The organism is Vibrio coralliilyticus ATCC BAA-450, assembly GCF_000176135.1.
GTDB lineage: Bacteria > Pseudomonadota > Gammaproteobacteria > Enterobacterales > Vibrionaceae > Vibrio > Vibrio coralliilyticus.
On the sequence record NZ_ACZN01000014.1, the window covers coordinates 365,620 to 388,972 of the forward strand.

Genomic DNA, 23,353 nt, shown 5'->3' on the forward strand with positions numbered 1-23,353 from the left:
CGAGATCTGGCCGTATCACTGCCCTAGGACAGGTCGGCGATGAACTCCATCTCGACCTTAGCGGCCAAAGGTAACGCGGCAACCGCAACGCACAGGCGGGCAGGTTTATGAGAGCCGAAAAAAGCCTCATACACCCCATTAATGCGATCGAAGTCTGTCATGTCGGTCACGTACACGCCTACCCTCGCGATACGGGCTTTGGTGCCCCCCGCGTCTTCGACAATCGCTAAACCATTTTTTAAACACTGCTTGGCTTGCTCCGCGGCATCTTCTGAGACCATGTGCATCGTTTTCGGATCGAGCGGTAATTGCCCAGAGACACATAAGGTCTTGCTGAGGATCGCGGCATGAGAGTATGGGCCCACCGCTTTCGGGGCCCGTTTTGACGAGGTCAGTTTCATGGTCAGTTTCCTTGGTTACAATTCGTTCACTCAAAGACTCGGGGATGGTCAACCAACACCATGGCTCAGTCGCGGTTGTCAGCGCACACACCGCTTGGCACATCAGACACACTCGCTAGGCACAGCAAGGCCCCAAGCATCAATACGACCAGTGTAAACATAGCGAGCCCTCTTGAGGATGTGGTCAACTTAATCACGGCTCCGTACCCCTCAGTCTGGGGGACCGTCCGCTTCGCGCTCAGACGAAGGATTCGGGCTGGAGCGGCGTTTCATCCTAGAAACGCCCCCTTAGGCTGCAAACTTAATTATCATTAACAGGGTTTATTAAGCCACTGACCCAACGCTCCCTCAATGTAACGTCAAGGATTCCAGATCCCCCGGGAACACCCCTTGCGTAAAAGAGGGAACAATCAACTCCGGTGCCAGCAATAGATTCATCCCGTTACGCTTGGCCACCGGATTGCCCAAAGTATCCCAGCCGCGTTGATGAGAGTAGTCGACCGATATGTGAGTGATCGACGAAAAGAAGTGCAACGACACGGACCGCGCAATGCACTGCTTCACCGCTGTGCCCACCGCGCGTTTTTGGGGAGAGAACACCAGCACAATCTTCTCGTACGATTCCAATACACGCGTGTCGCCATCTCGATGCGGAAACACACACAACGGACTTGGCCGAGCTCCCTGTTGATATGTTCTCATAGCACTCATTAATCCCGACCACACTGGTCGCCCAACGCGATTGAGCAAGGTGTACGCATCACGTGCTCCCGTGACGGTTCGTGTTAACTGCGCCCCCTTTTCAAGGGTCAGGAGCTCGCCCGGTTGCACAGGCTCTGTCCACGTAGGCACGACGGCATCGTCATCATGCAGGGAACCGACGTGAAAAAAACCGTGGCATTCTGAGCGCCAGGAAAGATGGATCAGGTGATAAAATCGATCGACTGTCGCCCAGACCGTCGAGACCCCCTGATCGGGATCGCACGCTTTCACCCCTTTGAATACCTGTAACTGATGCCCTTGAAGCGCGGCGATACTGGCCGCATCTAACCGAATCGTAACGGAATAAGTGGTCATATTCTGCCTCCTAACTAGTCACACTGCCCACCGGGTTCCTATACTATGCACTGTGTAACGTAGCCGCTCCGTATCAATACAGTATCAGTTTCCCACTCGACGCCAGCAAACCACCCATCCTGGACTATCTTTATAACAGGTACACCCAATCTTTTTATCGCAGAATGTGAGGTTGCGCATGAGTATTGATCCCCTCGTTTTTCTTCAGCAACACGCCAAGGCCCATCCCACCCCAGCCAGTGTCCTCACCACTCAAGAGTTCGTCAGGTGGTGGGATCAGCAATGCCCTTCGTGTGCGCTTGATATGACACAAGCCAACCTCATCTTGCACAATCTCACCACCACACAAGCCGAACTGTCACTCGCGACCAAGTTTGATGCCGAACGCGATCTGTGCTGGAGTTACACCATGAAGTGACAAAAGAGGCGCCCTTAGGCGCCTCAGTTCTCCCCATTTATTGAGGGAATTCCGTCGGGGGCTCGTAAGTAATACGACTCGCCCGCAGTCGGTTACTCATCAAACTCTGCAACATACCAATAGCCGCTCCGACAGGGGCCACGACAGGTACATAACGCCCCAGTTCGTCTTCCAACGCGTCCGTGAGCCACTGATTGACTTCCAACATCCCAGTGCACCCAAGCACAATTGCCTCAGCTTGGTCGTCTCTGATCGCGCTAAGGCTTTGTGCCAACAACGCCTGTTGGAGTTCGATTTTATTGTCCAATTTCTCTACTGGGATCCCCGCTTGGCGCACAGAGGCCAAATGATTGGCCATGCCCCACTGGCGTGCCAAGTCCCACAACATAGGCACCACAGAGCTGACCACGGTCACGATGGAAAACCGGCTCGAGACCATAGCGGCGTTCATCATTGCAGGGGCAAAGCCCCCCACCACTGGAATGTCGACAATTTCCTTCACCGCCTCCACCGCTGGCTCCCCAAAGCAATTGATGAACAATCCATCATACCCATCGCGTTCCGCTTCGAGTGCCACCCGAGCGATATCACGGCCATCCCACAATTCGGCCGCTCGACTTTGAATGAAGGGGGTAGCCCGATCCCCCAGCGCTTGATAGTCGACGTGAACGTTAGGGGCACGGATGGGTTCGATCTCGCGTTTGAATGCCTCGATGAACGGGCGAGCCCCCGCTTCAGAAATGGGGATGATCACCAATAGTCGTTGCTCAGTCATGTCAGTCTCCTTGTTGAGCATGTGTCGCTAGGTTCGGGCCAAAGTAGCCCAGAGATTGCAATAAGGTGTTGAAACGCGCCAATTCAGCCCCCGTCGTCAAGGCTGGGGCGGCAGGCAACCTGAACAGAAACACCTCTTGCCCTTCCACCACATCTTCGACAGATAGGCCATGGAAGCCCTGCAAATTCGCCTGCGCAGCCTCGCGCTCATCGGGGGACAAAGGCTGCACAATCCGCTTAATGACCGGCGGTTCAAGACGCCCCATCAAACACAGCAGATCGGGCGCCATTCCTAATGGATGACTGCATTGCGTATCCCATACAATCAAATTTTCATTCTGATTGACGACCACGAGAGTGCGTTCGGCGCCAGTGTCATCCTGCTGGACGAGGGTGAGCACAGTGAAATCAAATCCCCCCTGCGATCGCGAGGAGATCTTAGCCAACCGGCAAGGTTGCGTGTTGTCAAACAATGGCGTCAGTGGCTGATCGAAAGTTTGGGTGTATTCATCGCGAAACGCCCCGAGTGGATCAGGGCAGTCCGGCGCAATTTGCCGTAACATCTTACCGATAGCCCGAGAGTGCGTTACCGTGTCTGCGATCAACCCCTGACGTGCCTCTGACGCTGTCATCGCCCAACCCGCAATCGCGGCAATGCCATCAAACGTACCCACGCTACTCAACAAGGGACGCAAGGTCATTTCAGCGATTTGCGCCTGCTCGACAGGCGTACTGTTTGGGGTCAGGTCCAACGTCAACGCCCCCGGATATTGTCCCCCCTTAAATGGCCCATCCGCGGCATTCAAGATCACCAATGGGGTCGCTGCAATCGACTCGCTGAACGTTAATAAACTCAACGTTGGCACAGAGCGGTTGGCCCCATCGGCATTCAGCACCTTGAGTGGCCCGTCTCGCTTGGAAATCGCCGCCAACATGGCAACAAACAAGTTTGACCCCGTTTCTACCGACACCACAAACGTCAGAGGCTCCGTCAGCCGGCGCTGCAAAACCGATAGTGCCCGAGTTTCTGCCCCATTGAGCCCAATTTTTTCAAAACTCTCGGGCGATCCCATCGCCGCCACCACCGCACCTCGATCCTGCGCTTCAAGCGCCTGCATGTCGACCAATTGCACACCATGGTCCGCCATTAGGATCTGCTGGATGAATGCATACGCGGTTTGAATCGAACCGCCCCCTCCACTGGCCAACAGCGTGGCGCCACTGGCGATGTCAAACAAATCCTCTCGTGCTAATTCCATCTTGCTCACTCCTGATTTCTAACAAAATTAATCGATGTTCAGTGCCCCTCTCACCCACACCATGAGCCGTTCCGCCCGATCAAGATACGTCAGCTCCCCGTGACTGCGCATAAAATGCAAACCCGATTGCAACACCGCTCGAGCACGATGCGGCTGCTTAGAGCTGAGCCTCAATTCTGCACTCATGCAGCAGTACAATGAATGCCCCATACGGTGCCCGGACTTGGCCAACCAGTGATGATATCCGTCAGCCAGTAGAGCTAGCCCCAACTCACCTTGTCCTTGTCGACCCAGAGACCAACCTAAAAAGACTTTCGCAATGCCAATAAAGAACGGCATTTCAAATCTTTGTGCGAGCGCCAACAGGGCTTCTGCTCGCGATTCGACCTCCTCCGCTTGCTCAGCATGGAAGTAGTAAAACAACGCGGCTTGCGCCCCGATCGCTTCACTGAACACATTGTCACTGGAGGCCACCAGATCCGTCATCGCCACCAAATGACGCCGCGCTATCGGCGCCTCTCCCCTCAAGGAATAGCTCAGCACCAAAAACAAGGTGGCTACCACTCGGGGATCTTGACCAAACTCACGCAGATCTCGCGAATGGTCCTGGACTTGGTGCAGATCAAGGGCTTGCTGCGCACAAACAATGGCCGCATCGAGATCGCCCGCCCAAAAGTGCGTATTGGCTTGCGCTGCCCAACCATGCACTTGAATGCAGCTATCCGCCATCGTCACACCGTGTTGTTGGATAACGCTCGCCAGACGCAACGCTTCATCCAGCTCGAGCGCCATGAGTTTTTCCAACCATTGATGAAAAAACACACTGCCCAAACCACCTTGCTGCGCGCTTTTCACGCACACCCGTTGCAGTTGATCGAACACGCGCTTTTGCTGTGGGGACGACCAACCATAGTGGGACTTGTACACCGTCCCCAGTAGCAGCAACCAATTGATTTCCCGACGCAAACTGTACGCTAGTTGCAACGACGACTCCGCCCATTGCAAAGTCGTGATGGCTTGGTGCAGTTCCCCCTGATCTTTGTGCCCTCGTGCGATCTCCATATAACGCTCGAAGGCCTTTGCCGGCTGCCCTTGCTGTGCAAGACAGTGGGCGTACAGCAGCGGCCACTCAGCAGGAGTGCCTCCTTGATCCAGCCGTGGCGCTAGCGCTTGAGTCAAGTGTGTGTTGATATCAATCCACACAGGCGACGTGATACGATCTTTGAGGTAGGCATGCACTGTCGAATGCAGAAACGTGTATCTGTTTGACTCCACTCGTCGAAGAAGCGAGCTTTGACATAAGATCGCGAGCGCGGCGTCCCCATAGCTAAACGTGGCACGGATCACGTCACTGTCCACGGAAGGGCCACAGGCGACAGCCGCCCAAAGCACCCGTTTTTGCTCGACAGTCAAACGCTCCAGCTGCTGATCGACAAACGAATACGACGGAGCGAGCGGTTCTGCCTCAAAGGGAGCTTCTAAGATGAGTTGGCGCAGAAACGCCGGATTGCCACCACAGATGTCAACACACTGCGCTAATACGACGTCCGACACCGCACTCGGCGCCCAGCGCTGAGCCAGACTCGTCGTGTCCTCTCGAGTTAACGGTGACAAGGTGTGCACTTGGATGTGCCAGCGATCAGAAAACCCCCATGGCAGAGGCCGATCGCTGGCTATCAGGCATCTGGGTGGCACCGACATTTGTTCCATTGCACGTTGGATCACTTGCCAACTGTCTCCATCCACACATTCCGCATCGTCAAGCACGAGTACCCTCACCTGCGTTTGACTCAGTACCTGTCGCACCAATTTCGCATCCGTTGTGGCAACGCGCAGCGCCAAACGCTCAGTTCTCGGCATCGCTTTGGCGTCAAGTAATACCAGTAGTCGCTCAGTCTCGTTGATCGACAACCCTATGCGTTGCGCTGCATCCGAACGCTCTGACGTCGACGCCCAGCCAGGCAAAGCCAGCGCCGACAATAACAGCTTGGCCAACACGCTCAGTGAATCCACCTGCTCACGAGCCATCACCGTGATCCGACGTCCCGATAGTGCCGCAATGACGTGTTCACCCACAGCGTGCATCAAATGTGACTTCCCCACACCTCGATCGCCTTGAATGTGCACACACTGTACCGGTTGACGAGTTGGGTTCTCTCCCCTCAACACTTGTGTCATCTGTTGCCACTCCGCTTGGCGGCCAACCAATTGAGTGGTCAGGTCGGCCCCTAAATGGAGCAACCAATAACCCGTTGCGATCTGGACCGACATACGTTCAATAACGTAGCACTGAGACAACGCCACCATACTGGCGTCATCGACAACCCAACTCCACGGCCCCAACAGCTGTACCAGCGACACCAATTCATCCAGATCGCGTTTCTTGATCGGATCACCATGATCAGGTCCCATCACCAGGTCACTTTTCTTGATCGCAACCTTAACCGGCCCTCCCCCAGGGGGGAGCCGTTGATGCCGACTCAATTGTTGTAGACGTTCCAACGTCTGGCTATCAGCGTCGTAACCAATGTAGTAACCACCGACCTTGTCCATCACCGTCAGACCCGTCACCTTGAGCCACGCACCGATATCCTGTTCGCTTAGGTCATGCCCCCTCGGGGACGCAAAAATGACGTACAACCAGACCGACTTAGGGCGTGCCTTCGGTACCAGCTCCTCCTCCGAGGGACGGGCAATAAGCTCATCGACACTGGCCCCGAAGAATTTGGCCATTTGACCTGCAATTCGAAAACTGACCGGTTTTCCCGTCTCGATACGCTTAACCGTCGCGATCGAGACTTGGCAATTGGCATCATACAACGCGTGCGATAACCCTTCTTGACTAAACCCGTTCAACTGTCGCAGCGATTTGATCTTCTGACGGCATAACTGCACCTTCCCTGCACTCTGACCTTTGCTTGATTCCACAATGTTCACCTTTTCACACTCGGGCGGGCAGTAACACCAAGTATGTGCAACTCATCATCTATTTGTTTTATCAATATTGCAGGGTAGAGATATATAGACAACTGATTGCATATTTTTCAATCAATTTTGTGAACACTCATTTCTTCTCGACACCAACACAGCTCTTTTAGGGCGTCGCTAAACGGGCACGCAACCCCATGATCCAAGAATGACCGGCAAGAGCCTCGCCACGCAACGGGGCAACGTATTGGATCGTAGGCGTTAACGTCAACGCCCCCAACGGCAATCGATAAAACAGTTCCGCATTTCGAACCACCTCCTTATCCTCGTTAGCTTGCCCCCAACCCACAGCCATACCTAAAGCGCCAGATCCAATGCCCTCATAGCCAGTACCCGCCACCACTGAAGTGGAATACAACACTTGAGATCCGTGCGCGATCCCCCCACGGAGAAACGGAGTCCAAGCACCCAGAGCCGCGGTCCAGGAGAAACTCATCCCCGCCTGAGGTTCACGCTCTCTCTCATCACCATCACTTTGCCATCCCGTCACATGAAACTGGTTCATCAGCGCCTGATCGGGATCTGCGACCCAACCCAATTCGACCGCCTCAAATGTCCGGCCATCATGAAACACGTCACCCGCTCTTTGCCACGGATGGCTCGAATCAGCACTCGCATCCGACACACTTAACTGAAGGTAATAATGCGGCGAAAGCGTGTCGCGGATCATTCCCCCTATCGAGGCTTCGTCAGGCAAAACAATGGTGCCAGATCCCGTACTGAAGTGAAGGTTTGTGAACCCGGAATAGGGGCTGCCATATGGATATAAATCGATGAAATCTGTCGAATCGAGATAACCCGCCATGGCATGTACCTTTCCCGACCACCCCGTTTGATCCCAATAGGCATGTGTTAACCGCCACCCCTGATCACTGAAAGGGGCGCCAATGACACTCCTCGCGCCTAACGCGGCCGGAAGCCATTGACTGGGAGGCAGTGACGTTAATCCATGTCGGTGGTCAATGGTCATGTGCAATTGGCCAGTCGGACTGGAAACCCATTGCGCGCTCAATCTCGCCAATCCAGCGGCCGAATCTCGATCGCCTGTAGGCTGAACAGTGTCCGCCACGGCTCCAAAGACATAGTACTCCCCTTGAACCTGCCACGGCTCGGTGTCGTTGGCGAGCACCGCCATGGGCGTGCTGAGAAGAAGACAAAATGAAAGGGATGTCCATTGCTTGATATGGATGGGCGTCATAGCTGGGCCTCTTATGATCGGTTTCAACCCCTCGATTTAACGACAATCACATCACATCGCCTTGTTATTAAGCTTTATTTGAGGTCGAACGTTGTCATTGCTCAGGGTGAGCATGGTGCCACTCACCCATCATTAACCCTCGAAAAATACTTAGAGTACATAACAAATACCATTCGAGTTTCTAATCGAAAATTGCTTTATAGTATGAATTTGCTCTCAAATAAGGTCTTTGTTACCCTAATAAAACCGTTAAAAATAGTTTCAACTCAAAACAAAAGGGAGGGGCAGTTTACGGGACGGCACTTGTCACGGAGCCACCGAATTAAACATCGTCATCACTATGGAAAAACCCATCAATCAATTCAGTATTGACACCACCGACTATCAGATTGGCCAAGACAATGTCCAGAAATGGGGATTTGATGTCCATAATCCCGTCTTTGGCATCAGCGCAGGTCTTATTCTGTGTATTTTGCTCATCTTGCTGTTGATCCCATCAGAGTCCGCACGCCAAGTCTTAGACCAGGTAAAAAATGGCATCATAGCCAATTTCGACCAATTGTTTATGTGGTCCGCCAACGTGTTCCTCTTGTTTGCTGGTGCATTGGCCTTATCACCACTGGGACGTATTCGATTAGGCGGCGCAGACGCCGAACCCGATCACGCCTTGTGGTCTTGGCTGGCCATGTTGTTTGCCGCCGGTATGGGAATTGGGCTGTTGTTTTGGAGTGTCGCTGAGCCCGTCGCCTACTACACCGATTGGTGGGGCACACCGTTTAATGTTCAACCGGAAACCGACGCCGCCCGTTCACTCGCCATGGGCGCCACCCTCTTTCATTGGGGTCTACATGGCTGGGGGATCTACGCCATTGTCGCACTCGCATTGGCATTTTTCACCTTCAATAAAGGATTGCCGTTATCACTGCGCTCTACCTTTTACCCTCTAATCGGTGATCGAGCATGGGGTTGGTTCGGCCACATTATTGATATATTGGCCGTATTGTCGACCTTATTCGGCCTCGCAACCTCGTTAGGATTAGGGGCACAACAAGCGTCAAGTGGGATCAATTATGTGTTCGGTTTAGAAGGCGGGTTATCGCTACAGCTGACCATCATCGCCGTGGTCACTTTGATTGCGATTGCCTCTGTGATTCGGGGCATCGAAGGAGGAGTGAAACAATTGAGTAGCTTCAACCTTATCGTAGCCGTTGCCCTCCTAGCTACCATGATGCTACTAAGTGGCGCTGACACATGGCACGCGATCAGTCAAAGTATGGTTGACTACGGTACCCACATGATGTCATTGAGTCTTCCTTTCGGTCGAAACGATACTCAGTGGATGCACGGGTGGACCGTGTTCTATTGGGCATGGTGGATCTCTTGGTCACCGTTCGTTGGGATGTTCATCGCTCGAATATCTCGTGGACGAACCGTGCGCGCTTTCTTGGTCGCTGTGATCGTTATTCCAACGTTCGTAACATTGGTTTGGATGGCGGTGTTTGGTCAACTGGCCTTAGATCAGGTTGCCAACCAAATTGGACAATTGGGTCAGCATGGCCTCACTGACATTTCGTTAACTCTGTTCTACGTGTATGAAGCTCTGCCGTATGGCAATATCTTATCGGTTCTCTCAATTGGTCTGATTTTAGTGTTCTTCATCACGTCTTCAGACTCCGGTTCCTTAGTGATCGATAGCATTACCGCAGGTGGTAAACTTGACGCACCTATCCCCCAACGTGTGTTTTGGGCTTGCATCGAAGGCGCAGTCGCTGCCGTCATGCTCTGGATCGGGGGCAAACAAGCATTACAAGCACTCCAATCAGGCGTCGTTGCAACTGCGTTACCATTTACATTTGTCCTGTTATTCATGTGCTTAAGTCTCTTACGTGGATTAGTATCTGAGCACTCCGTACGCGTACATCACGTGACATCGTAACGTTTAAAAAAGGCTGGCCTTGAGGAGTACAGAGGCCAGCCAATACCAACACCCTGGGGGGGAATGCAGGAACTGACGTCGAACGATTGTATTTTTTGCAGCCTCATGTCTACTACTGCGCTGAACGACTTCATTCAGACTAACAAACCGAATCAACATTTCCACTGCTTAAAAATTATTAATTGTTGTTACAGACTTTTCGGTCCAGCTTGGGGATTATTAATGATTAACAAAACTGCCGTTACTCCAAGTGCCTATATACAATCACTCTCATATTTAACCAAGAGTGATCCTGATTATGCGTATGGAACCCATTTATGAGTGCATCAACACACGTTGTGCCTATCCAATCAGCCAAGTATTGATCCACCCAGAATACCTGCAAAAACCTAAACAACGCAGCATGCACCTACACAGTCAGCTCGAGTTGCGCCGATTTGTTGGTCAATCTAGCCCAGTAGAACGGTGCCTTTCCCCAACCGACACTGTGATGCTGCTACATGGGATCACCCTAATTTTGTGTGCTCGTTGGGGTAAAAAGTGGCTGCAAAGAGAATGCACCCCAGCCACGCTCAATCAATTCAAAATGATCACCTGTCATTGTGTCGGTACCATGCAACTTCCTCGACGAGACACCCGTAGAGTGACTATGACACTTGGTGTTGAGCGTTGTTTAACTGCTGGGCAGCCCTTGCAATTAGCGTGTTTCGCTAATTTTCACGATCAATTGGACGCACATATTCAAATTGAACTAGAGGCTGAACAATAGGTACACCAAGCGTTTTAGATACAGACACCATTGTGGAGCAAGTCTACAGGATGAAAAACGGCTTGTTGGTTTTGTGACTCTACGTGTGTCAACAATGAACTCTTTTTGTTGGTAAGTACTAACTTATATGTTTGCATCGTATTTCCGCGCTGAGTAGCCGCACAATGACACGAAAATGTGTGGTATTGACAGAGCGTTTTGAGAGTGGTTCATCTGAGGTGACATAAATTTGTGTGGTATTGACTAAACAGTACAAAAAAGTTTGCTTTAAGGTGCATAAAATTGTGTTGTATGACGCTGCTTACTATTAACTTATTGTAATATATAGTTTTTTATCTTTCTACCATATTAAATGAATGATGTAGAGTGTCGTCGCTGTGGCTATTTGGTCGTGCTCATACGTGTTTTTAACCTGAAAAGTTATCCACAGTTCCTATAAAGATCTATTTATCTATAAAGATCTATTTAAACTATATAACTATTAAACTATAAAACTATAGCGCTTCCAACTCATTGATTTAAAAAGAGAATTCAGGAAATACACTACAAAAAAGTTTGCTTTGTGATCATATAAGTTTGCTTTGTGATCATTTTTGTTTGCTTTGTGATCATATAAGTTTGCTTTGCGATCATTTTTGTTTGCTTTACACAACAAAAAAGTTTGCACTATGATCATTTTGATGTCATTTACCACACAGAAAAGTTTGCTTATTTTGCTCACGGTACAAAAAATGTGATGTATGCAAACAAATTTGTGCGGTAAAGGCCCTAATACTACATAAATGTTTGCTTATTGGTTAAAATGTGTCATTCTAAACGCCATGTAGACCAAAAAAGTTTGCTTAAGCAAACAAAACTGTATGGTATGAGCACAAGCCCGAAGAATTTACCCAAGCACATCAAAAAAGGCCACGAGCTGGTCTTCTCGCAACAAGATCTGACCGCACGCGAAGCGAACCTATTCGGGCTTATGATCGCAAACATGAAACAAGAAGACTGGGATAATCAAACCCCAGAGTATCGATTCACGGCCGCCCAACTCTCCGAATGGCTGGGACTTAGCAACCGAGCGATAGGATCACAATTGAAGCAAGTGGTGGGTCGATTAGCCTCTCGAAAGATCGGGATCATCATTGAGAAGCAAGGCGATACCGAGTTCGAGTTCACTCCCCTGTTTAAGAAAGCCACCTATAAAGATCGCGTGTTGACGTTGATCCCCAACGATGCTTTGTCTAAAGAGTACATTGAGTACAACCAAGGGTTTTCGCTTATCAATACCAAAAGCTTTCTGGGACTCAAGCGAGAGTACACGAAGCGACTCTACGAAATCCTGTCGCGTTTTAAAACCGACGGCACCAGCCTCAAACCCATTGAGGTCGACGATCTGCGCGCTTTTATGGGCCTGCTCAACGAGGATGGGTCTCTCAAAGCCAATAAGACGTCATTCAAAAACAACAGCGTATTTATCTCGCGTTGCATCAAGGAAAGCATCGAGGAGCTCAGTGAGGATCCCAAAACGCGCAAGGAGATCTTGTTTCTTGAGTCCGAGGACGGCCTGGGACTGAAACTCCATAAACACGGGCGCAATATTCACGCTGTGGAGTTCTTGTATCGCTGGATCAACACCACCACACCCGTGGATAAACTCAATTTTGAAGACGCCAAGCGCAACATCACTCGGCTTGAAACCAAGCGACTGACCACCGAAGAACCCTTGACCGTCGATGAACTTGAATTGCTGGCAAGCTCCTATCGCTCCATCGATGAGGAAGAGAAAGCTCAGTTCGTCGAAGAAGCACTGGCTAGCCGTCAGAGCAGCGGAAGCCACGATGCGCCTGCCGACGATGTAGTGGAAGAAGTGCTCGAAGATAAGTCCTTTTTGGACAAATTGGCCGAGCTGGAACGCATGAACGGCAGTAAGGGCTACTGAGTCTGGATTTTTACCACACAGAAAAGTTTGCTTAGCCGCACAAAGCAAACTTTTTTGTTGTGTATCGTCCTCCCCTCTTCGTTTCCTGTCGTCTTTCGGGATTTATTTTCTCAGTTTCCATTAATTTTTGTTGTGTAAACCAAAAAGTGAAGGATATACTAAATCCAGAATCTTGGTGGAGATAGAAATGGATACCCTGCAAACAACGGCAACCTTTCAAAATCTAAAAGAAGGCGCCGATCGCTACATTAAGCGACGCAATCTACGTTTACTGGCCAATCATCGTAAAGAATTGCGTAACTTCACGCGTGCGGAAGCGTCGACTTACTTGGACATCGACGCCAAAACCTTAGATAAATACGTAGCGACGGCTGAAATCGACCCGCGCCGCCACGAGGAGTCGCAATGGTCCATCGACATGGCGGAAATGTATCGAGTCCGCGATCTGCTGCCGGACGCACTGCGTAAAGAACCGAAGTTCGCTCGCAGCGAGAAGCAGTCGATGCAAGTGGTGGTGATCCAAAACCAAAAAGGTGGGGTTGGCAAAACCGTCTCTGCGGCCACCCTAGCGTCTGGTCTGGCAACCGAATTTCACCAAGAATACCGTGTTGGTCTGATCGACATGGACGGCCAGGCAACGCTGTCCATGTACTATGCCCCAGAGTCTGAAATGGAAGGGTGCTTGTCGATTGGCGACTTAATGATGCGCAATTTCGAGTTGGACGAAGGCGAAACGTATGAACAGGCGGTATCAGAGGCCTTTTTAGAAACGACCATCCCTAACCTACGTATACTGCCTGCCTCTCAAACCGATCGCGCGATTGAAGGTTGGTTTCATGAGCAGGTCTTTAGCCAGAAGTTGGCCTCGCCGTACTCATTACTGCGAGACATCATTGCGGCGGTAGAAGACGAGTTCGATATCTTGATCATTGATACGCCTCCGTCATTGGGGTATGCGACCTACAACGCCTACTTTGCCGCCACCAGTGTGGTCTTCCCGCTGTCGATCACCGAAAACGACATCGACGCGACCTGTTCGTATTTCAGCTACATACCCCAAGTCTGGGCCCTGCTCGCCAATGCAGACCATCAAGGCTACGATTTCATGAAGATCTTGCTGACCAACCATCGTGATAGCTCGACGACGACTGAGCTGATGAACAGCCTGTACGATCATTTCGCGTCTTACCTTTATTCCAAGGAATTCAAGCACAGCGAAGCGATTCGACAGTCTTCTTCCTTGCTGTCGACGGTCTTTGACATGTCGAAAAGTGAATACCCTAAGAGCAAAGCCACATTCCAGAGTGCACAGCAGAACGCGTACGAAGTGACCAGCCAGATCTTACGCGACATCATCAACGTTTGGCGTGAGCAGGAGCAAGCATAATGGCGAAGAAACGCGGAGCAATCAGTCCATTAGGGAATGCAGTCGGATCCGAACAAGCCCAGAAAAGCGCCGCTAAGGCCACTCTGGAGTCTTTAACGCGCCAACTTGATGTGGAGTTAGAGAATTCAGGAGAAAGCGCTCAGAAGTTCTTACAGCGCCACTTTGGTGTTGAATCGGTCGGGCAAAGCGTCGAATGGCGATTGAACACCGGTCGTACGGTGTCGTTCAATGAGCTGACGCTGACGTACGAACAGGTTCGTGACGAAACGGTGGTCACCTTTGATGTTAACGGTCGCGATCAGACGCAATTGACCGAAGCGTCGCTGACGGATCTCAATTCACTGGCGTTTCAGCAGTTTTATCCGGCGGTGGGTCGTGAAGTGGACGGTAAGATTGATATCCTCGACGGCTCTCGTCGCCGTGCTTGGTTCCTACTCCAGCAAGGTGAGGTGGTGACATTTCGGGTGTTGGTAACCAAAGAGTCGATTACCACGTCGGAAGCCAAAGCGTTGGCGAAACAGCTTCAATCGGCGAAAGAGCACAACCAGCGTGAAATTGGTTTGCAGTGCTTGACCATTATGCAAAGTGAAGACTGTACCCAAGAAGACGCGGCGCAGGTGCTAGGGATTAGCCGTCAGGCCGTCGGCCGAGCACTCAAAGCCGCAAACGTGGACGCGCGGCTGATTGCCCTGTTCCCTGTGGTCAATGATTTATCCCATACCGACTACGCGGTTTTGGATAAAGTGATGAAGACGTTCCAACGCGACGAGGCCGGCTTAGTGGCCTTCATTGAGCGTTTGGCGGAACAGTTGTCTGGCAGCGAGCGAGATGAAGCAGAATTGACCGTCAAGGAGTGGTTGATCCAGCGAATTGGAGCGGAACTGAAAATAGTGACAGCGAAGCAGGTCGATGCCAGCGTGTCAGTCACCCAGTTAAAAGCGTTCTCATCGAGTGCGCAGTTCGCCCGAAAGCGAGTGAAAGGGCGTAACTTCAGTTACGAATTTGGGCGATTACCCAAATCCGTGCAGCAAGCGCTCGATGATGCGGTGTGCCAGGTCCTAGACGCGTATCACGAAGACTGATCGCCTTTCGGGATCACCAATACCGGGCAGCGAGCCTGCTCGGTCACCTCTTGAGTCACTGAAAATGATAACGCGCGTAGGATGAAGGAAGCATGACTGTGCTTGACCATCACGAGCAACTGCTCATCTAATGCCTCACCCCGGCGGATAATCGTTTTCGCCACTTGCATGGGCAGCACATCAGAACTGGCTTCGCTCATGACATCAACTCCGCGTTCACTCAGCTTTTGAAGATAGTGCTTGAGCTGCCCCATTCCTGAACGGGCGTTTCTCCCTCCTCCCCTAACCTGGTAACTAAGAAGTACGACATCCCAGTGGTGTTCGATGGCGAGCGTTGCCGAAAACGCCTACTTAACCAAATATGCTAAGTTTCGTGCCAGGATGAAACTATTGTGGTCATAGCTCACGTATGCTGACGGAATTACCATGTCTGTATAAAGAACTCGATGAGGGACTGTTGGCGATCAAAGAGGATGATTGAGGCAGAAATTTGGAATTTGTTTCGAATCAGCGACACATATTATTGGAGAAGTTGATAACTAAAGGAACAGACAACATGAACACAATCAGCAATACAATCCCTGCGCTACGTCAGGAGCCTCCCCAGCAAAATGTATCCGAGCAATCTGACCATGATCGCAACGTCAATTCAAGCAATCAAGTCAGCTATGGGAACATTTCAGATAGCTCAATCACTTCGGATACTAGCATTACCGCGAATTCGGAGGGGAGCTCATCAGAGAGTGCTTCGGGCTCTTCTGGCCCTGGGTTCTTTAAAAACATGGCGCAAGGTCTGATGAAAATGGTTAGTTTTGCCATTCAAGCATGCATTAAACTAGCCCCTGTCGCTGTTGCTGGGGCATCGGCTGTGGCTATGGTCGATCCTTTAGTTGTCGATAAGGACGGGGATAGAGAAATCACTACCACCAAAATGGACAAAAAATTCGATGCTAATGGTGATGGTAAATTAGAAACTGTGGCGGGTGTTGGTGAGGGCGATGCAATACCTGCATTTGATGCTAATGGAAATGGGGTTGCAGGTGAAGATGGGAAAGAATTACTAGGAAATTACTCAGATGTGGATGGTGATGGCAAACCAGATGGCTATGGTAATGGGTTTGAAGCTTTGGAAGCGTTAGCTGAGGAGGGATCCCCTGGCTCGACTGCCGATGGTGTACTTGATCAATCGGAACTAAAAGAAATCCACGAAAATACGGGACTTGTGCTTATGAATGCCGATGGCACAGTAGCGGATAATACAGTCAATTCTGTGAACCTCGGTTATACAACAGATCAGAGTTTTACGGATGAGAACGGAAATGTACATTCAGAGATTGGGGAGGGTATTGTGATTGACGGTGAGCAACGCGCTATGCACGATGTAAACTTCCAAACCATGAGTTGACCAGTGGTGTGTATTTGGATACTCGAATATGAATCCTTAATCGGCCTGACAACGTCTTAGTTTTTAACTCTAGATTCAAGGTGTTGTAGCACTTACTTCGAATTGTTCAGGCTGACTCAAGAACAGAAAGATGTATGTTCTTGAGTCAGCTTGTGTTGGTAAAACGCGTTTCAGCAGATTGCGACTACCAAAAAAGGACAAAAGTGTGGGAAAATCGTGCCCAAAGGTCATGGTTAGCCTAAATTTTAATAAGCGGTAAAATTCAGCGCTAGGAGACCCCCTTTATGGGGGAGTGCGTTTTTGTAAACCGCTAAACTATAGTAATTTCGTCTGACTCAGCCTAGTATGATGCTCACTCTTTTGCTGGATGCAAGGCTTTACCTGTTTTGTAGTTATTATCATCCAAAGCGCCCGACATAGAGCCTCCGGCGGTGTTCGCCACTAGTCCGATCAAACAGTCAACTTTGTCTCTTTGTGTTGACGCGCCGTTGAACGCGTCGAGCCACTGACCAGCAGAAGCCATAAACGCAGAGGTATTCGAGCGTTCGCCACGATATACCTCTGATGCGAGCTGTTTGTATCCTTCTGTTTTCTGAGCAGGTAAGCCAGTATGTTGGTGAGAGATAAGGTTATCGTTCACTTGATTTAGGCAGTGGGCAAAAACTCTGCTGCTTCGCGCTTTACTTGAGGAGTAAAATTGTTCTTCTTTCTGGAGATGTTCTTTGAGTTGCTGGCGTTCGGGTTGAACGGAGGTTGGAGTATCGGGTCGGAGGGTGAAGGCTTCCCTTAAGCCGTGATACAGATCTTGCGGAATTTTATCTAGATTCATGATGACCTCGCTGCTGGTTATGTATCTTAGATCAGTGGTCAGGGCGAAATAAAAGTTCCTCATCGCTGATCATGCTGATGATAACACCTGTTTGAAACCCATTGAGCTCAAGCGAACCGTCGCTCAATCAGTCTGAAGTATTCTATTTGGTGAGGAACTGAAAATGATGGTTATCAGCGCTATGATGGATCACACGGCTCAATCCCCCTTCTGTTTCAGGGCTTTTACATTTATTTCACCGTGTCCCTTTGCACCTGAAGAATTTCAGGCCATGAGCTTGCCTTCGATCAGTACCAAGAGTCGACACCGTATGAAATGTGCTACTGTTATGCAGAAGACGCAACAATGGAAGAACAAGCAGAGCAAAAGATGGATCATGTTCAATGCTTTGCCACAGTCCATCCCAACGACTTTCAGAGAGCACTCCATCAGCATGAGGTCATAGAAGAACAGGGGGAATTTTATGAAACGCTGGTTTATTTTGATATGGTATATGTCCAGTATACCGATGTCAGTTGCGATGCCCCGTGTTCAACTCATGACGGAAGAGTTTCCGCCGTTTGGCTTTTATGATGACCAAGGGCAGTTAACTGGGGTCGGAGTCGAACTTGTTAAGGGCCTCTTAGCTGAAATGGAGCTACCCATATCGATCACTGTCTTGCCATGGTCTCGTGCCTTGAAGCAACTCGATACGCAGCCCAATCACGCATTATTTTGCATGGCGAGAACCCCAGAAAGGGAGGAACACTATTGGTGGGTGGGTCCATTACTGTCAGATGGGGTGTATTTCTATCAGTATAAGAATAATGTCCGAGCTCTGGAAAATTTGGCGGCAGCGAGAGTATTGACAGCTATTGCTGTGACCCAAGATTACCCAGAATACAACTTTCTTCAAAGTCATAACTTCACCAACTTATTGGCAACGTCTATGCCCTTACAAAATGTAAGACTGCTAGTCAAAAATCGCGTTGATGCGATCGTGTCAGGTGAGTATGCGTTTCTGCCATTGCTTGATTCTTTGGGCCTCTCGTCACTGAGTTTTTTTCGTAGTGACGTGCGGCTGTTTCATGTGGACTTGTACATAGCTTTTTCGAAACAGACTGATGAGGCGATCGTTGCCTCTTGGCAACAATCTCTGTTCCGTTTTAAACAGACCGAACGTTATCGCATTATTTTAAAGCGATACAGCCAGCATTAAACGCATTTCCTCGCTAACCGGGGTTGCTCAATATGATAGGGCGGTGAGTCTGTTTTACGGATGGCTATTTAAAGCTATCGATAAAATGCGTTTGTCATGACGTCTTGCTTGTGTCCTGGGCAAACTATGGGATTGCACTTCACATTATTTTAGAATACTGCATTATTATCGGTTGATTTGGAAAATTATAACTATTTTTCAGAGGTTTGAGTAAATTTTAGGTTATTAACCCCTCTGCATCTAGACATGGTCGTGGTAAGTTCATTACCCTTGGTTACACGGAAATGTAATAACAATGAGATCGCTATAGTGAGCCCACGTAAGCATAAAGCGCCTGTACACATTGCGAGTACATTAGATTCTCTCATGGATACACTATCCAGTGAGGTGATGGCCTCGTTAGAAGGTTTTCATATTCATTGTACCTTTCGCGACGTGGACTCAACACAACATCTCCCTTTACTCATTGATAGGGCTAAGAGGAAAATAATGTTTTCCTGCAGTATTTGGTGCAATGGTACTCTGTATATAGTTAAACCCGACTCAAACCAAGGTCACTATACCACTGATAACGCCGTATAGTGTGTCTCATTTGATAGTGAACTGAGTTGCTTGCCACCGACTCCAATGTGACCTAAAACGTCAAGGTGTTACGCAAGTGGTGTGTTTTCGTTTACTATCGTTTTGCCTTGCGCTTGATGCCACGAAATCAAGCGCAAGTTTTTTTATTTTATGGCGCTAGTGTCGGTGATAAGCTTAAACCAATCGACAAGGTTTACTATTCAACGTATTTAGCCTGTGTCTTATCTTTAACTAAAGTAAGAGAACGACGTACGAGCTTCTCTCTGCAGGGTGTGACGGTAATTTGGCTGATGTCCGTCAGTCTATATTTCTCGAACCGTCACTATGATTGCTATCAAGGCTGCTTCTAAGGGACTAGGAAAGGTGGACAAATAGAGAAAGGGCAATATTTTGTTATGTCCCCTGAGCTTAGAGTAACTCAGAGGACTTTTCTCAGTTTTGGTTTAAAGGTGAGTCTCAATATCAACTACGGTGTGTTCTGGCTTACCTTGCTCTGCAGGCTGTAGTCGTACGTTTGGAAGGTTGAGCTCTGCGATCGGCTTGAACTGAGCTTCTCCTGGGGGCAACGGCAGAAAATACACTTTGTTGTCTGCGTCTTTGTTGATGTCTTTTGCAGCTTTGACCATCTCTTCGGTAAACGCTAACTCTTTTTCAGCTGGTGTTTGACGCCAGCCTTCGTTGTATTTAGGTACAAACGTTTTGGCTGCTAGGGCTGTGGTGACGGCACTCGATGCAATAGTTATATTTCGCGCCGCACTTTTCGCGCTATCGTTATCCCAGTCATTATAGGCTTTCCAATATGAAGCTGCCATTAGCCCTAAAGAACCAGTACAGACAACGGAAACGAAATCAAAGCAAGCTTCGATCGTTTTGTTCTTAGACTTGAGGTCCAAGAGTTCGGTTTTTTGCTTTCTAAGATAGGAATCCAGCGTTCGATCGACCTGAAGTGGATCATCTGTCGTCTTATCCAGTTCATGGTTTATGGCAATTATGAGCTCACTCGCGCGTTCTTGCTTGATGCCAAACTGAGAATAAATGTCGTCCCAACAATGTTGTATCTTTAACGGAGGAGTAAATTTTTTTTGGGCTTCTTCGCCAATTCGTCCGTTCTGAACATCTCGAAATGTTAGTGAATTATAAAGTAAGAGGTTGGCTGGTTTTTCTTGAACGCGTGGCTCGGTGTTTGCCATACGATCAGTCGCTTGATAGGAACATGCAGCGTTTTGGTGGTTGAGAGTTGTCGAAAATGAAGTTGTAGGCATCATGGTTGGCCTCCTTTGTGGGGATATCTTTTCTATGAGTGGATCTTGAGATATAGGGGTTCCGAGAATGGTTCTGCGGAGCTGTCCTTGTTAACCAAAAATGTTTCCCAAATTGATAAGCCATACACTGCTGATCAGGCAATAAGCAATCACACTCAATAAACCGTACCAAGGCATCACTACTCTCCATAGTTCTATGATTAGTCATTCTGTGGTATTGACATTTATTGAGTTCCGACAAAGTGACTTAAGCAAGTAAAGTATCTCTGTACTACGTGGGACCAATGATGTGTTCAGTTTATTCTTCTCCTCCATGTATTCATGCATAAAGGGAACTCAAATGATTCAAATGATACTAATGATGGACAGTTAGTGAGTGGGCTATAAGTTGTATGTTTTTTTAGTTCCTGACGCTGACTATCAATAGGTTGCCACTTAAAAGGAATGTGTCATGAAATATGGTTTATTTGTTCTACTAATCTTTATCTCTAATCAAATTTGCGCACAACCGCGTTACCTTTGTAAAAATGAAAATACTGAACGCGTTATTGAGGTAGTACGCGATGACGTCGAGGCCTTGGTGCCATGTGAGGTAAGGTATACGAAAGGATCCAAAACCGAGACGCTATGGGTTGCACAACATGAGGTGGGATATTGTGAAGAAAAAGCCCAACTTCTGGCTGATAAGCTGACCAATATAGGGCTTCATTGTGTGCTTGAGGAAGGTATGTCAATTGATTTTTCCGCAAAGGAGTTGTTTTAGTGGAGGTATTAGTGAGCCAAGGGCTGTTAAAGTTACACCTATAAAACCAGTTGGATGATGATTGGTGCGCTTCTTCTTATAGAAGCGGATTACCTCGACTTAAACGAGCAGCACAACAATAAACAGCTTGCGGATGTTAGTTTGGGCGAACTGGTTGCTCACACCACGATTGGTTTGAAGGACGTAGTCCTAAGTGCTGTCTACCGGTTTACATCGATGGTGCAACGGGACGTTTGATGAACTTACGCTTCAGTGATACCGAGTCGGCCTTTGATTACACGGGAATATCTGGATTAACATCGCAAGCCTGTGGCTTTTTACAGCAAAGAAACGCACGATATTTCGAGTGACTTAAGACCAGCTCTCAGGCTATGATACGTATTGAACAAGCGAATAAGATGTTAAAAGATCGATTCATCTTGGAGGTGAGAACGCCAGGACGAGTTGGATGATATTTTTGTTTGGCAGACCGCACTTAAACTTTCCAAGTCGTTGACATTCCAATAGAACGAAGTGCTTTATCTGATCGACGATACGGATAAAAAGACGCCATAATTCGTTTCATCCTCAAGAGAACTTACGATCTCTAAACATATTCTCGTATGCTTGTCGCTTTTGAGGAACTCCCAAGCCTCAACTCTTCTTCAGTTTTATCGCAAGCTACATTTGCTTGGACTTCCTCATCTTTTAGTAAGTGAACTAAGGCCAAGACTTTGAATTGATGCTCTACATCGCTTTGTTCAAACACCTGTGTAAAACTAAATGCTTATAATTTTAGCTCCGTAGACAATAGGATATTTTTAACTGGGATTGACATAGTTTGTAGGTGTAGTTTAGATATATCCTATGTGCACGAGTATGTATTTGATCGTATGGATATCCCACTTCCTGGACATTTCGGCGAGTGGGTTTAACAGAAAATATTAGGCTTTGTCTTCAGATTGTCCAAAGAAGGGCGTCATCAAGCTTCTGCGACATCTCAAGGATATTCAAAATAACACTTTGTGATTAGTAATGGTCCTGCTGTTCTGCTCTTAGGGGCTCTGGTCCGATATAGAATACTTCTTTCTCTACTAATGACATAGAGTCTGTCGCTCTTCTGATCGCAACCAAAAAGGGTTTCCACTCCATGTCGCCTTTTTTAATCAATTCAGGGGCAAGATCTAGCAGTAAATCGGGTGTGGTAATGAAGTCATCTGGGTTGTATCTAGATGTATCGAATTTGTGGTTGTATACAGAGCCTGATTGTTTTCCAGCATAGCTGCTCGCCACCCCGGAGCTTGCCGAGAATGACTTGATGGCACCCAATCCATTGCTCGAACCTGTATGTCGAACCGCGTCAATCAAATTCTGGTTCCTGTCGTTAGTATGACTATTAGCTACCAATCCCTGTGTTTGTGTAATTGAAGGGGCAGTTTTGTCCGCACGGTAAATGAATTGTGGGATGTCGAACCGATGTGAATTCAAATTGTCGAAGATCATCTGGGCTTGCTCCATAGCTTTGCCAAGTTTTTTTTCACCGTGGTGCCCCTCGTAAAATTTCGCGGACAGCCAATGCACAAAAGGCTCAACGGATGAGTTAGAGTCAAAGCCTATGCCTGAGAGTGGACTTGTAAAGTTAGCCAAGCGAGGTGCGTAAAGTGAACCGGGAGATTGGAACTGTTCGGAGTGAGTGAGTTTGTCGAGCAACTGTTTGGCTTTGGTATGGTAATTATCGTTATGATGAATAACTTGTCGATATAAAGCATCATCGATTTTCTGCTTGGCGGCGTCTGCTGTCATACTGGGCTTTTTGAGTGACTTGATTAATTGCTCAGCTTCAGCTCTCATCGTTTTTTCAAGCGGTGTGTGCGTATGTTTGAGCGAGAGTTTATTGAGTTGGCTTCTTAATTGGTCCATGGCTTTTCTCTATGGCGGATAAATAATAATGTATGTGTTTTGTAAGTGGTTATCGTGCGTAAAAAGTTCCCGTAGCGCCGCCTATTCACTAAGGTAAAAAGCCTTAATCAAGGGTCTTAGATTGAATCATTGATGTTGCTACACTTTTAGCATTCCTAAAATTTGTTTTTTGCCGTTTGAGATTTCACTCCAATTT

19 protein-coding genes and 1 pseudogene are annotated in these 23,353 nt (G+C 48.6%); 10 read left to right on the top strand and 10 right to left on the bottom strand.

The window, feature by feature from the left end:
• Positions 1-23 precede the first annotated feature (23 nt).
• Together VIC_RS07305 and VIC_RS07310 are read right to left on the bottom strand one after the other, a co-directional pair.
• Positions 24-401, bottom strand: a complete 378-nt coding sequence (locus tag VIC_RS07305) for a Rid family detoxifying hydrolase (protein WP_039951471.1) — start codon at positions 399-401, stop codon at positions 24-26.
• 348 nt (positions 402-749) lie between these two features.
• Positions 750-1,478: a hypothetical protein gene (locus tag VIC_RS07310; RefSeq protein ID WP_006958788.1), complete on the bottom strand. Its 729-nt coding sequence runs from the start codon at positions 1,476-1,478 to the stop codon at positions 750-752.
• A 178-nt stretch (positions 1,479-1,656) separates the two neighbouring features.
• On the opposite strand from VIC_RS07310, the gene VIC_RS07315 reads away from it, so the two are divergent.
• A complete protein-coding gene (locus VIC_RS07315; protein ID WP_039951472.1) occupies positions 1,657-1,896 on the top strand; it encodes a hypothetical protein in 240 nt (79 codons plus the stop codon).
• 37 nt (positions 1,897-1,933) lie between these two features.
• Here VIC_RS07315 and VIC_RS07320 read toward each other — a convergent pair whose 3' ends face one another.
• The 4 genes from VIC_RS07320 to VIC_RS26700 all read right to left on the bottom strand — a co-directional run bounded on the left by VIC_RS07320 (position 1,934) and on the right by VIC_RS26700 (position 7,542).
• Positions 1,934-2,692: an aspartate/glutamate racemase family protein gene (locus VIC_RS07320; protein ID WP_330217466.1), complete on the bottom strand. Its 759-nt coding sequence runs from the start codon at positions 2,690-2,692 to the stop codon at positions 1,934-1,936.
• Entirely contained in the window at positions 2,673-3,929 is a 1,257-nt protein-coding gene (locus tag VIC_RS07325; protein ID WP_006958792.1) for an S-methyl thiohydantoin desulfurase domain-containing protein, read from the bottom strand. Before VIC_RS07325 ends, VIC_RS07320 begins: the two co-directional genes overlap by 20 nt.
• 27 nt (positions 3,930-3,956) lie before the next feature.
• Positions 3,957-6,290: an AAA family ATPase gene (locus tag VIC_RS07330; protein WP_236612160.1), complete on the bottom strand. Its 2,334-nt coding sequence runs from the start codon at positions 6,288-6,290 to the stop codon at positions 3,957-3,959.
• Positions 6,291-7,023: 733 nt separating this feature from the next.
• Positions 7,024-7,542, bottom strand: a complete 519-nt coding sequence (locus VIC_RS26700) for a hypothetical protein (RefSeq protein WP_157622124.1) — start codon at positions 7,540-7,542, stop codon at positions 7,024-7,026.
• A gap of 913 nt (positions 7,543-8,455) precedes the next feature.
• On the opposite strand from VIC_RS26700, the gene VIC_RS07340 reads away from it, so the two are divergent.
• The 5 genes from VIC_RS07340 to VIC_RS07365 all read left to right on the top strand — a co-directional run bounded on the left by VIC_RS07340 (position 8,456) and on the right by VIC_RS07365 (position 15,219).
• A complete protein-coding gene (locus tag VIC_RS07340) occupies positions 8,456-10,051 on the top strand; it encodes a BCCT family transporter (RefSeq protein WP_006958795.1) in 1,596 nt (531 codons plus the stop codon).
• Between the two features lie 298 nt (positions 10,052-10,349).
• Positions 10,350-10,820: a hypothetical protein gene (locus VIC_RS07345; RefSeq protein WP_039951473.1), complete on the top strand. Its 471-nt coding sequence runs from the start codon at positions 10,350-10,352 to the stop codon at positions 10,818-10,820.
• Positions 10,821-11,685: 865 nt separating this feature from the next.
• A complete protein-coding gene (locus VIC_RS07355; RefSeq protein ID WP_172845700.1) occupies positions 11,686-12,750 on the top strand; it encodes a replication initiation protein in 1,065 nt (354 codons plus the stop codon).
• Between the two features lie 187 nt (positions 12,751-12,937).
• A complete protein-coding gene (locus tag VIC_RS07360; RefSeq protein ID WP_006958798.1) occupies positions 12,938-14,137 on the top strand; it encodes a ParA family protein in 1,200 nt (399 codons plus the stop codon).
• A complete protein-coding gene (locus VIC_RS07365; protein WP_006958799.1) occupies positions 14,137-15,219 on the top strand; it encodes a ParB family protein in 1,083 nt (360 codons plus the stop codon). The genes VIC_RS07360 and VIC_RS07365 overlap by 1 nt, the downstream gene beginning before the upstream one ends.
• Here VIC_RS07365 and VIC_RS07370 read toward each other — a convergent pair.
• Positions 15,207-15,419, bottom strand: coding sequence for a universal stress protein (locus tag VIC_RS07370; protein ID WP_006958800.1), 213 nt, complete (start codon positions 15,417-15,419; stop codon positions 15,207-15,209). The genes VIC_RS07365 and VIC_RS07370 overlap by 13 nt on opposite strands.
• Positions 15,420-15,775: 356 nt before the next feature.
• On the opposite strand from VIC_RS07370, the gene VIC_RS07375 reads away from it, so the two are divergent.
• Positions 15,776-16,624, top strand: a complete 849-nt coding sequence (locus tag VIC_RS07375) for a hypothetical protein (protein WP_006958801.1) — start codon at positions 15,776-15,778, stop codon at positions 16,622-16,624.
• 352 nt (positions 16,625-16,976) lie between these two features.
• Here the strand turns inward: VIC_RS07375 and VIC_RS07380 are convergent, their stop codons facing one another.
• Positions 16,977-17,453: a hypothetical protein gene (locus VIC_RS07380; protein WP_039951479.1), complete on the bottom strand. Its 477-nt coding sequence runs from the start codon at positions 17,451-17,453 to the stop codon at positions 16,977-16,979.
• A gap of 463 nt (positions 17,454-17,916) precedes the next feature.
• Between VIC_RS07380 and VIC_RS07390 the strand changes: the two genes are divergently transcribed.
• Entirely contained in the window at positions 17,917-18,651 is a 735-nt protein-coding gene (locus VIC_RS07390; protein ID WP_006958803.1) for a substrate-binding periplasmic protein, read from the top strand.
• 1,025 nt (positions 18,652-19,676) lie between these two features.
• Here the strand turns inward: VIC_RS07390 and VIC_RS07395 are convergent.
• Positions 19,677-20,498, bottom strand: coding sequence for a hypothetical protein (locus VIC_RS07395; protein WP_006958804.1), 822 nt, complete (start codon positions 20,496-20,498; stop codon positions 19,677-19,679).
• 448 nt (positions 20,499-20,946) lie between these two features.
• Here VIC_RS07395 and VIC_RS07400 point away from each other — a divergent pair, with 448 nt between their 5' ends.
• Together VIC_RS07400 and VIC_RS27270 are read left to right on the top strand one after the other, a co-directional pair.
• The gene (locus VIC_RS07400; protein ID WP_006958805.1) at positions 20,947-21,258 is read left to right on the top strand and encodes a hypothetical protein; all 312 of its coding nucleotides are present in this window, start codon (positions 20,947-20,949) and stop codon (positions 21,256-21,258) included.
• Between the two features lie 158 nt (positions 21,259-21,416).
• A pseudogene (locus VIC_RS27270) lies at positions 21,417-21,762 on the top strand (ISNCY family transposase); the annotation flags it as partial.
• Positions 21,763-22,266: 504 nt separating this feature from the next.
• Here VIC_RS27270 and VIC_RS07410 read toward each other — a convergent pair.
• A complete protein-coding gene (locus tag VIC_RS07410) occupies positions 22,267-23,157 on the bottom strand; it encodes a hypothetical protein (RefSeq protein WP_006958807.1) in 891 nt (296 codons plus the stop codon).
• Positions 23,158-23,353 lie beyond the last annotated feature (196 nt).

Coding starts and splice junctions, on each gene's coding strand:
- VIC_RS07395 (WP_006958804.1), bottom strand. CDS start 20,498: ATGATGCCTACAACTTCATTTTCGACAACTCTCAACCACCAAAACGCT.
- VIC_RS07360 (WP_006958798.1), top strand. CDS start 12,938: ATGGATACCCTGCAAACAACGGCAACCTTTCAAAATCTAAAAGAAGGC.
- VIC_RS07305 (WP_039951471.1), bottom strand. CDS start 401: ATGAAACTGACCTCGTCAAAACGGGCCCCGAAAGCGGTGGGCCCATAC.
- VIC_RS07355 (WP_172845700.1), top strand. CDS start 11,686: ATGAGCACAAGCCCGAAGAATTTACCCAAGCACATCAAAAAAGGCCAC.
- VIC_RS07370 (WP_006958800.1), bottom strand. CDS start 15,419: ATGAGCGAAGCCAGTTCTGATGTGCTGCCCATGCAAGTGGCGAAAACG.
- VIC_RS07390 (WP_006958803.1), top strand. CDS start 17,917: ATGAAACGCTGGTTTATTTTGATATGGTATATGTCCAGTATACCGATG.
- VIC_RS07345 (WP_039951473.1), top strand. CDS start 10,350: ATGCGTATGGAACCCATTTATGAGTGCATCAACACACGTTGTGCCTAT.
- VIC_RS07375 (WP_006958801.1), top strand. CDS start 15,776: ATGAACACAATCAGCAATACAATCCCTGCGCTACGTCAGGAGCCTCCC.
- VIC_RS07340 (WP_006958795.1), top strand. CDS start 8,456: ATGGAAAAACCCATCAATCAATTCAGTATTGACACCACCGACTATCAG.
- VIC_RS07325 (WP_006958792.1), bottom strand. CDS start 3,929: ATGGAATTAGCACGAGAGGATTTGTTTGACATCGCCAGTGGCGCCACG.
- VIC_RS07320 (WP_330217466.1), bottom strand. CDS start 2,692: ATGCTCAACAAGGAGACTGACATGACTGAGCAACGACTATTGGTGATC.
- VIC_RS07315 (WP_039951472.1), top strand. CDS start 1,657: ATGAGTATTGATCCCCTCGTTTTTCTTCAGCAACACGCCAAGGCCCAT.
- VIC_RS07380 (WP_039951479.1), bottom strand. CDS start 17,453: ATGAATCTAGATAAAATTCCGCAAGATCTGTATCACGGCTTAAGGGAA.
- VIC_RS07410 (WP_006958807.1), bottom strand. CDS start 23,157: ATGGACCAATTAAGAAGCCAACTCAATAAACTCTCGCTCAAACATACG.
- VIC_RS07400 (WP_006958805.1), top strand. CDS start 20,947: ATGAAATATGGTTTATTTGTTCTACTAATCTTTATCTCTAATCAAATT.
- VIC_RS07365 (WP_006958799.1), top strand. CDS start 14,137: ATGGCGAAGAAACGCGGAGCAATCAGTCCATTAGGGAATGCAGTCGGA.
- VIC_RS07310 (WP_006958788.1), bottom strand. CDS start 1,478: ATGACCACTTATTCCGTTACGATTCGGTTAGATGCGGCCAGTATCGCC.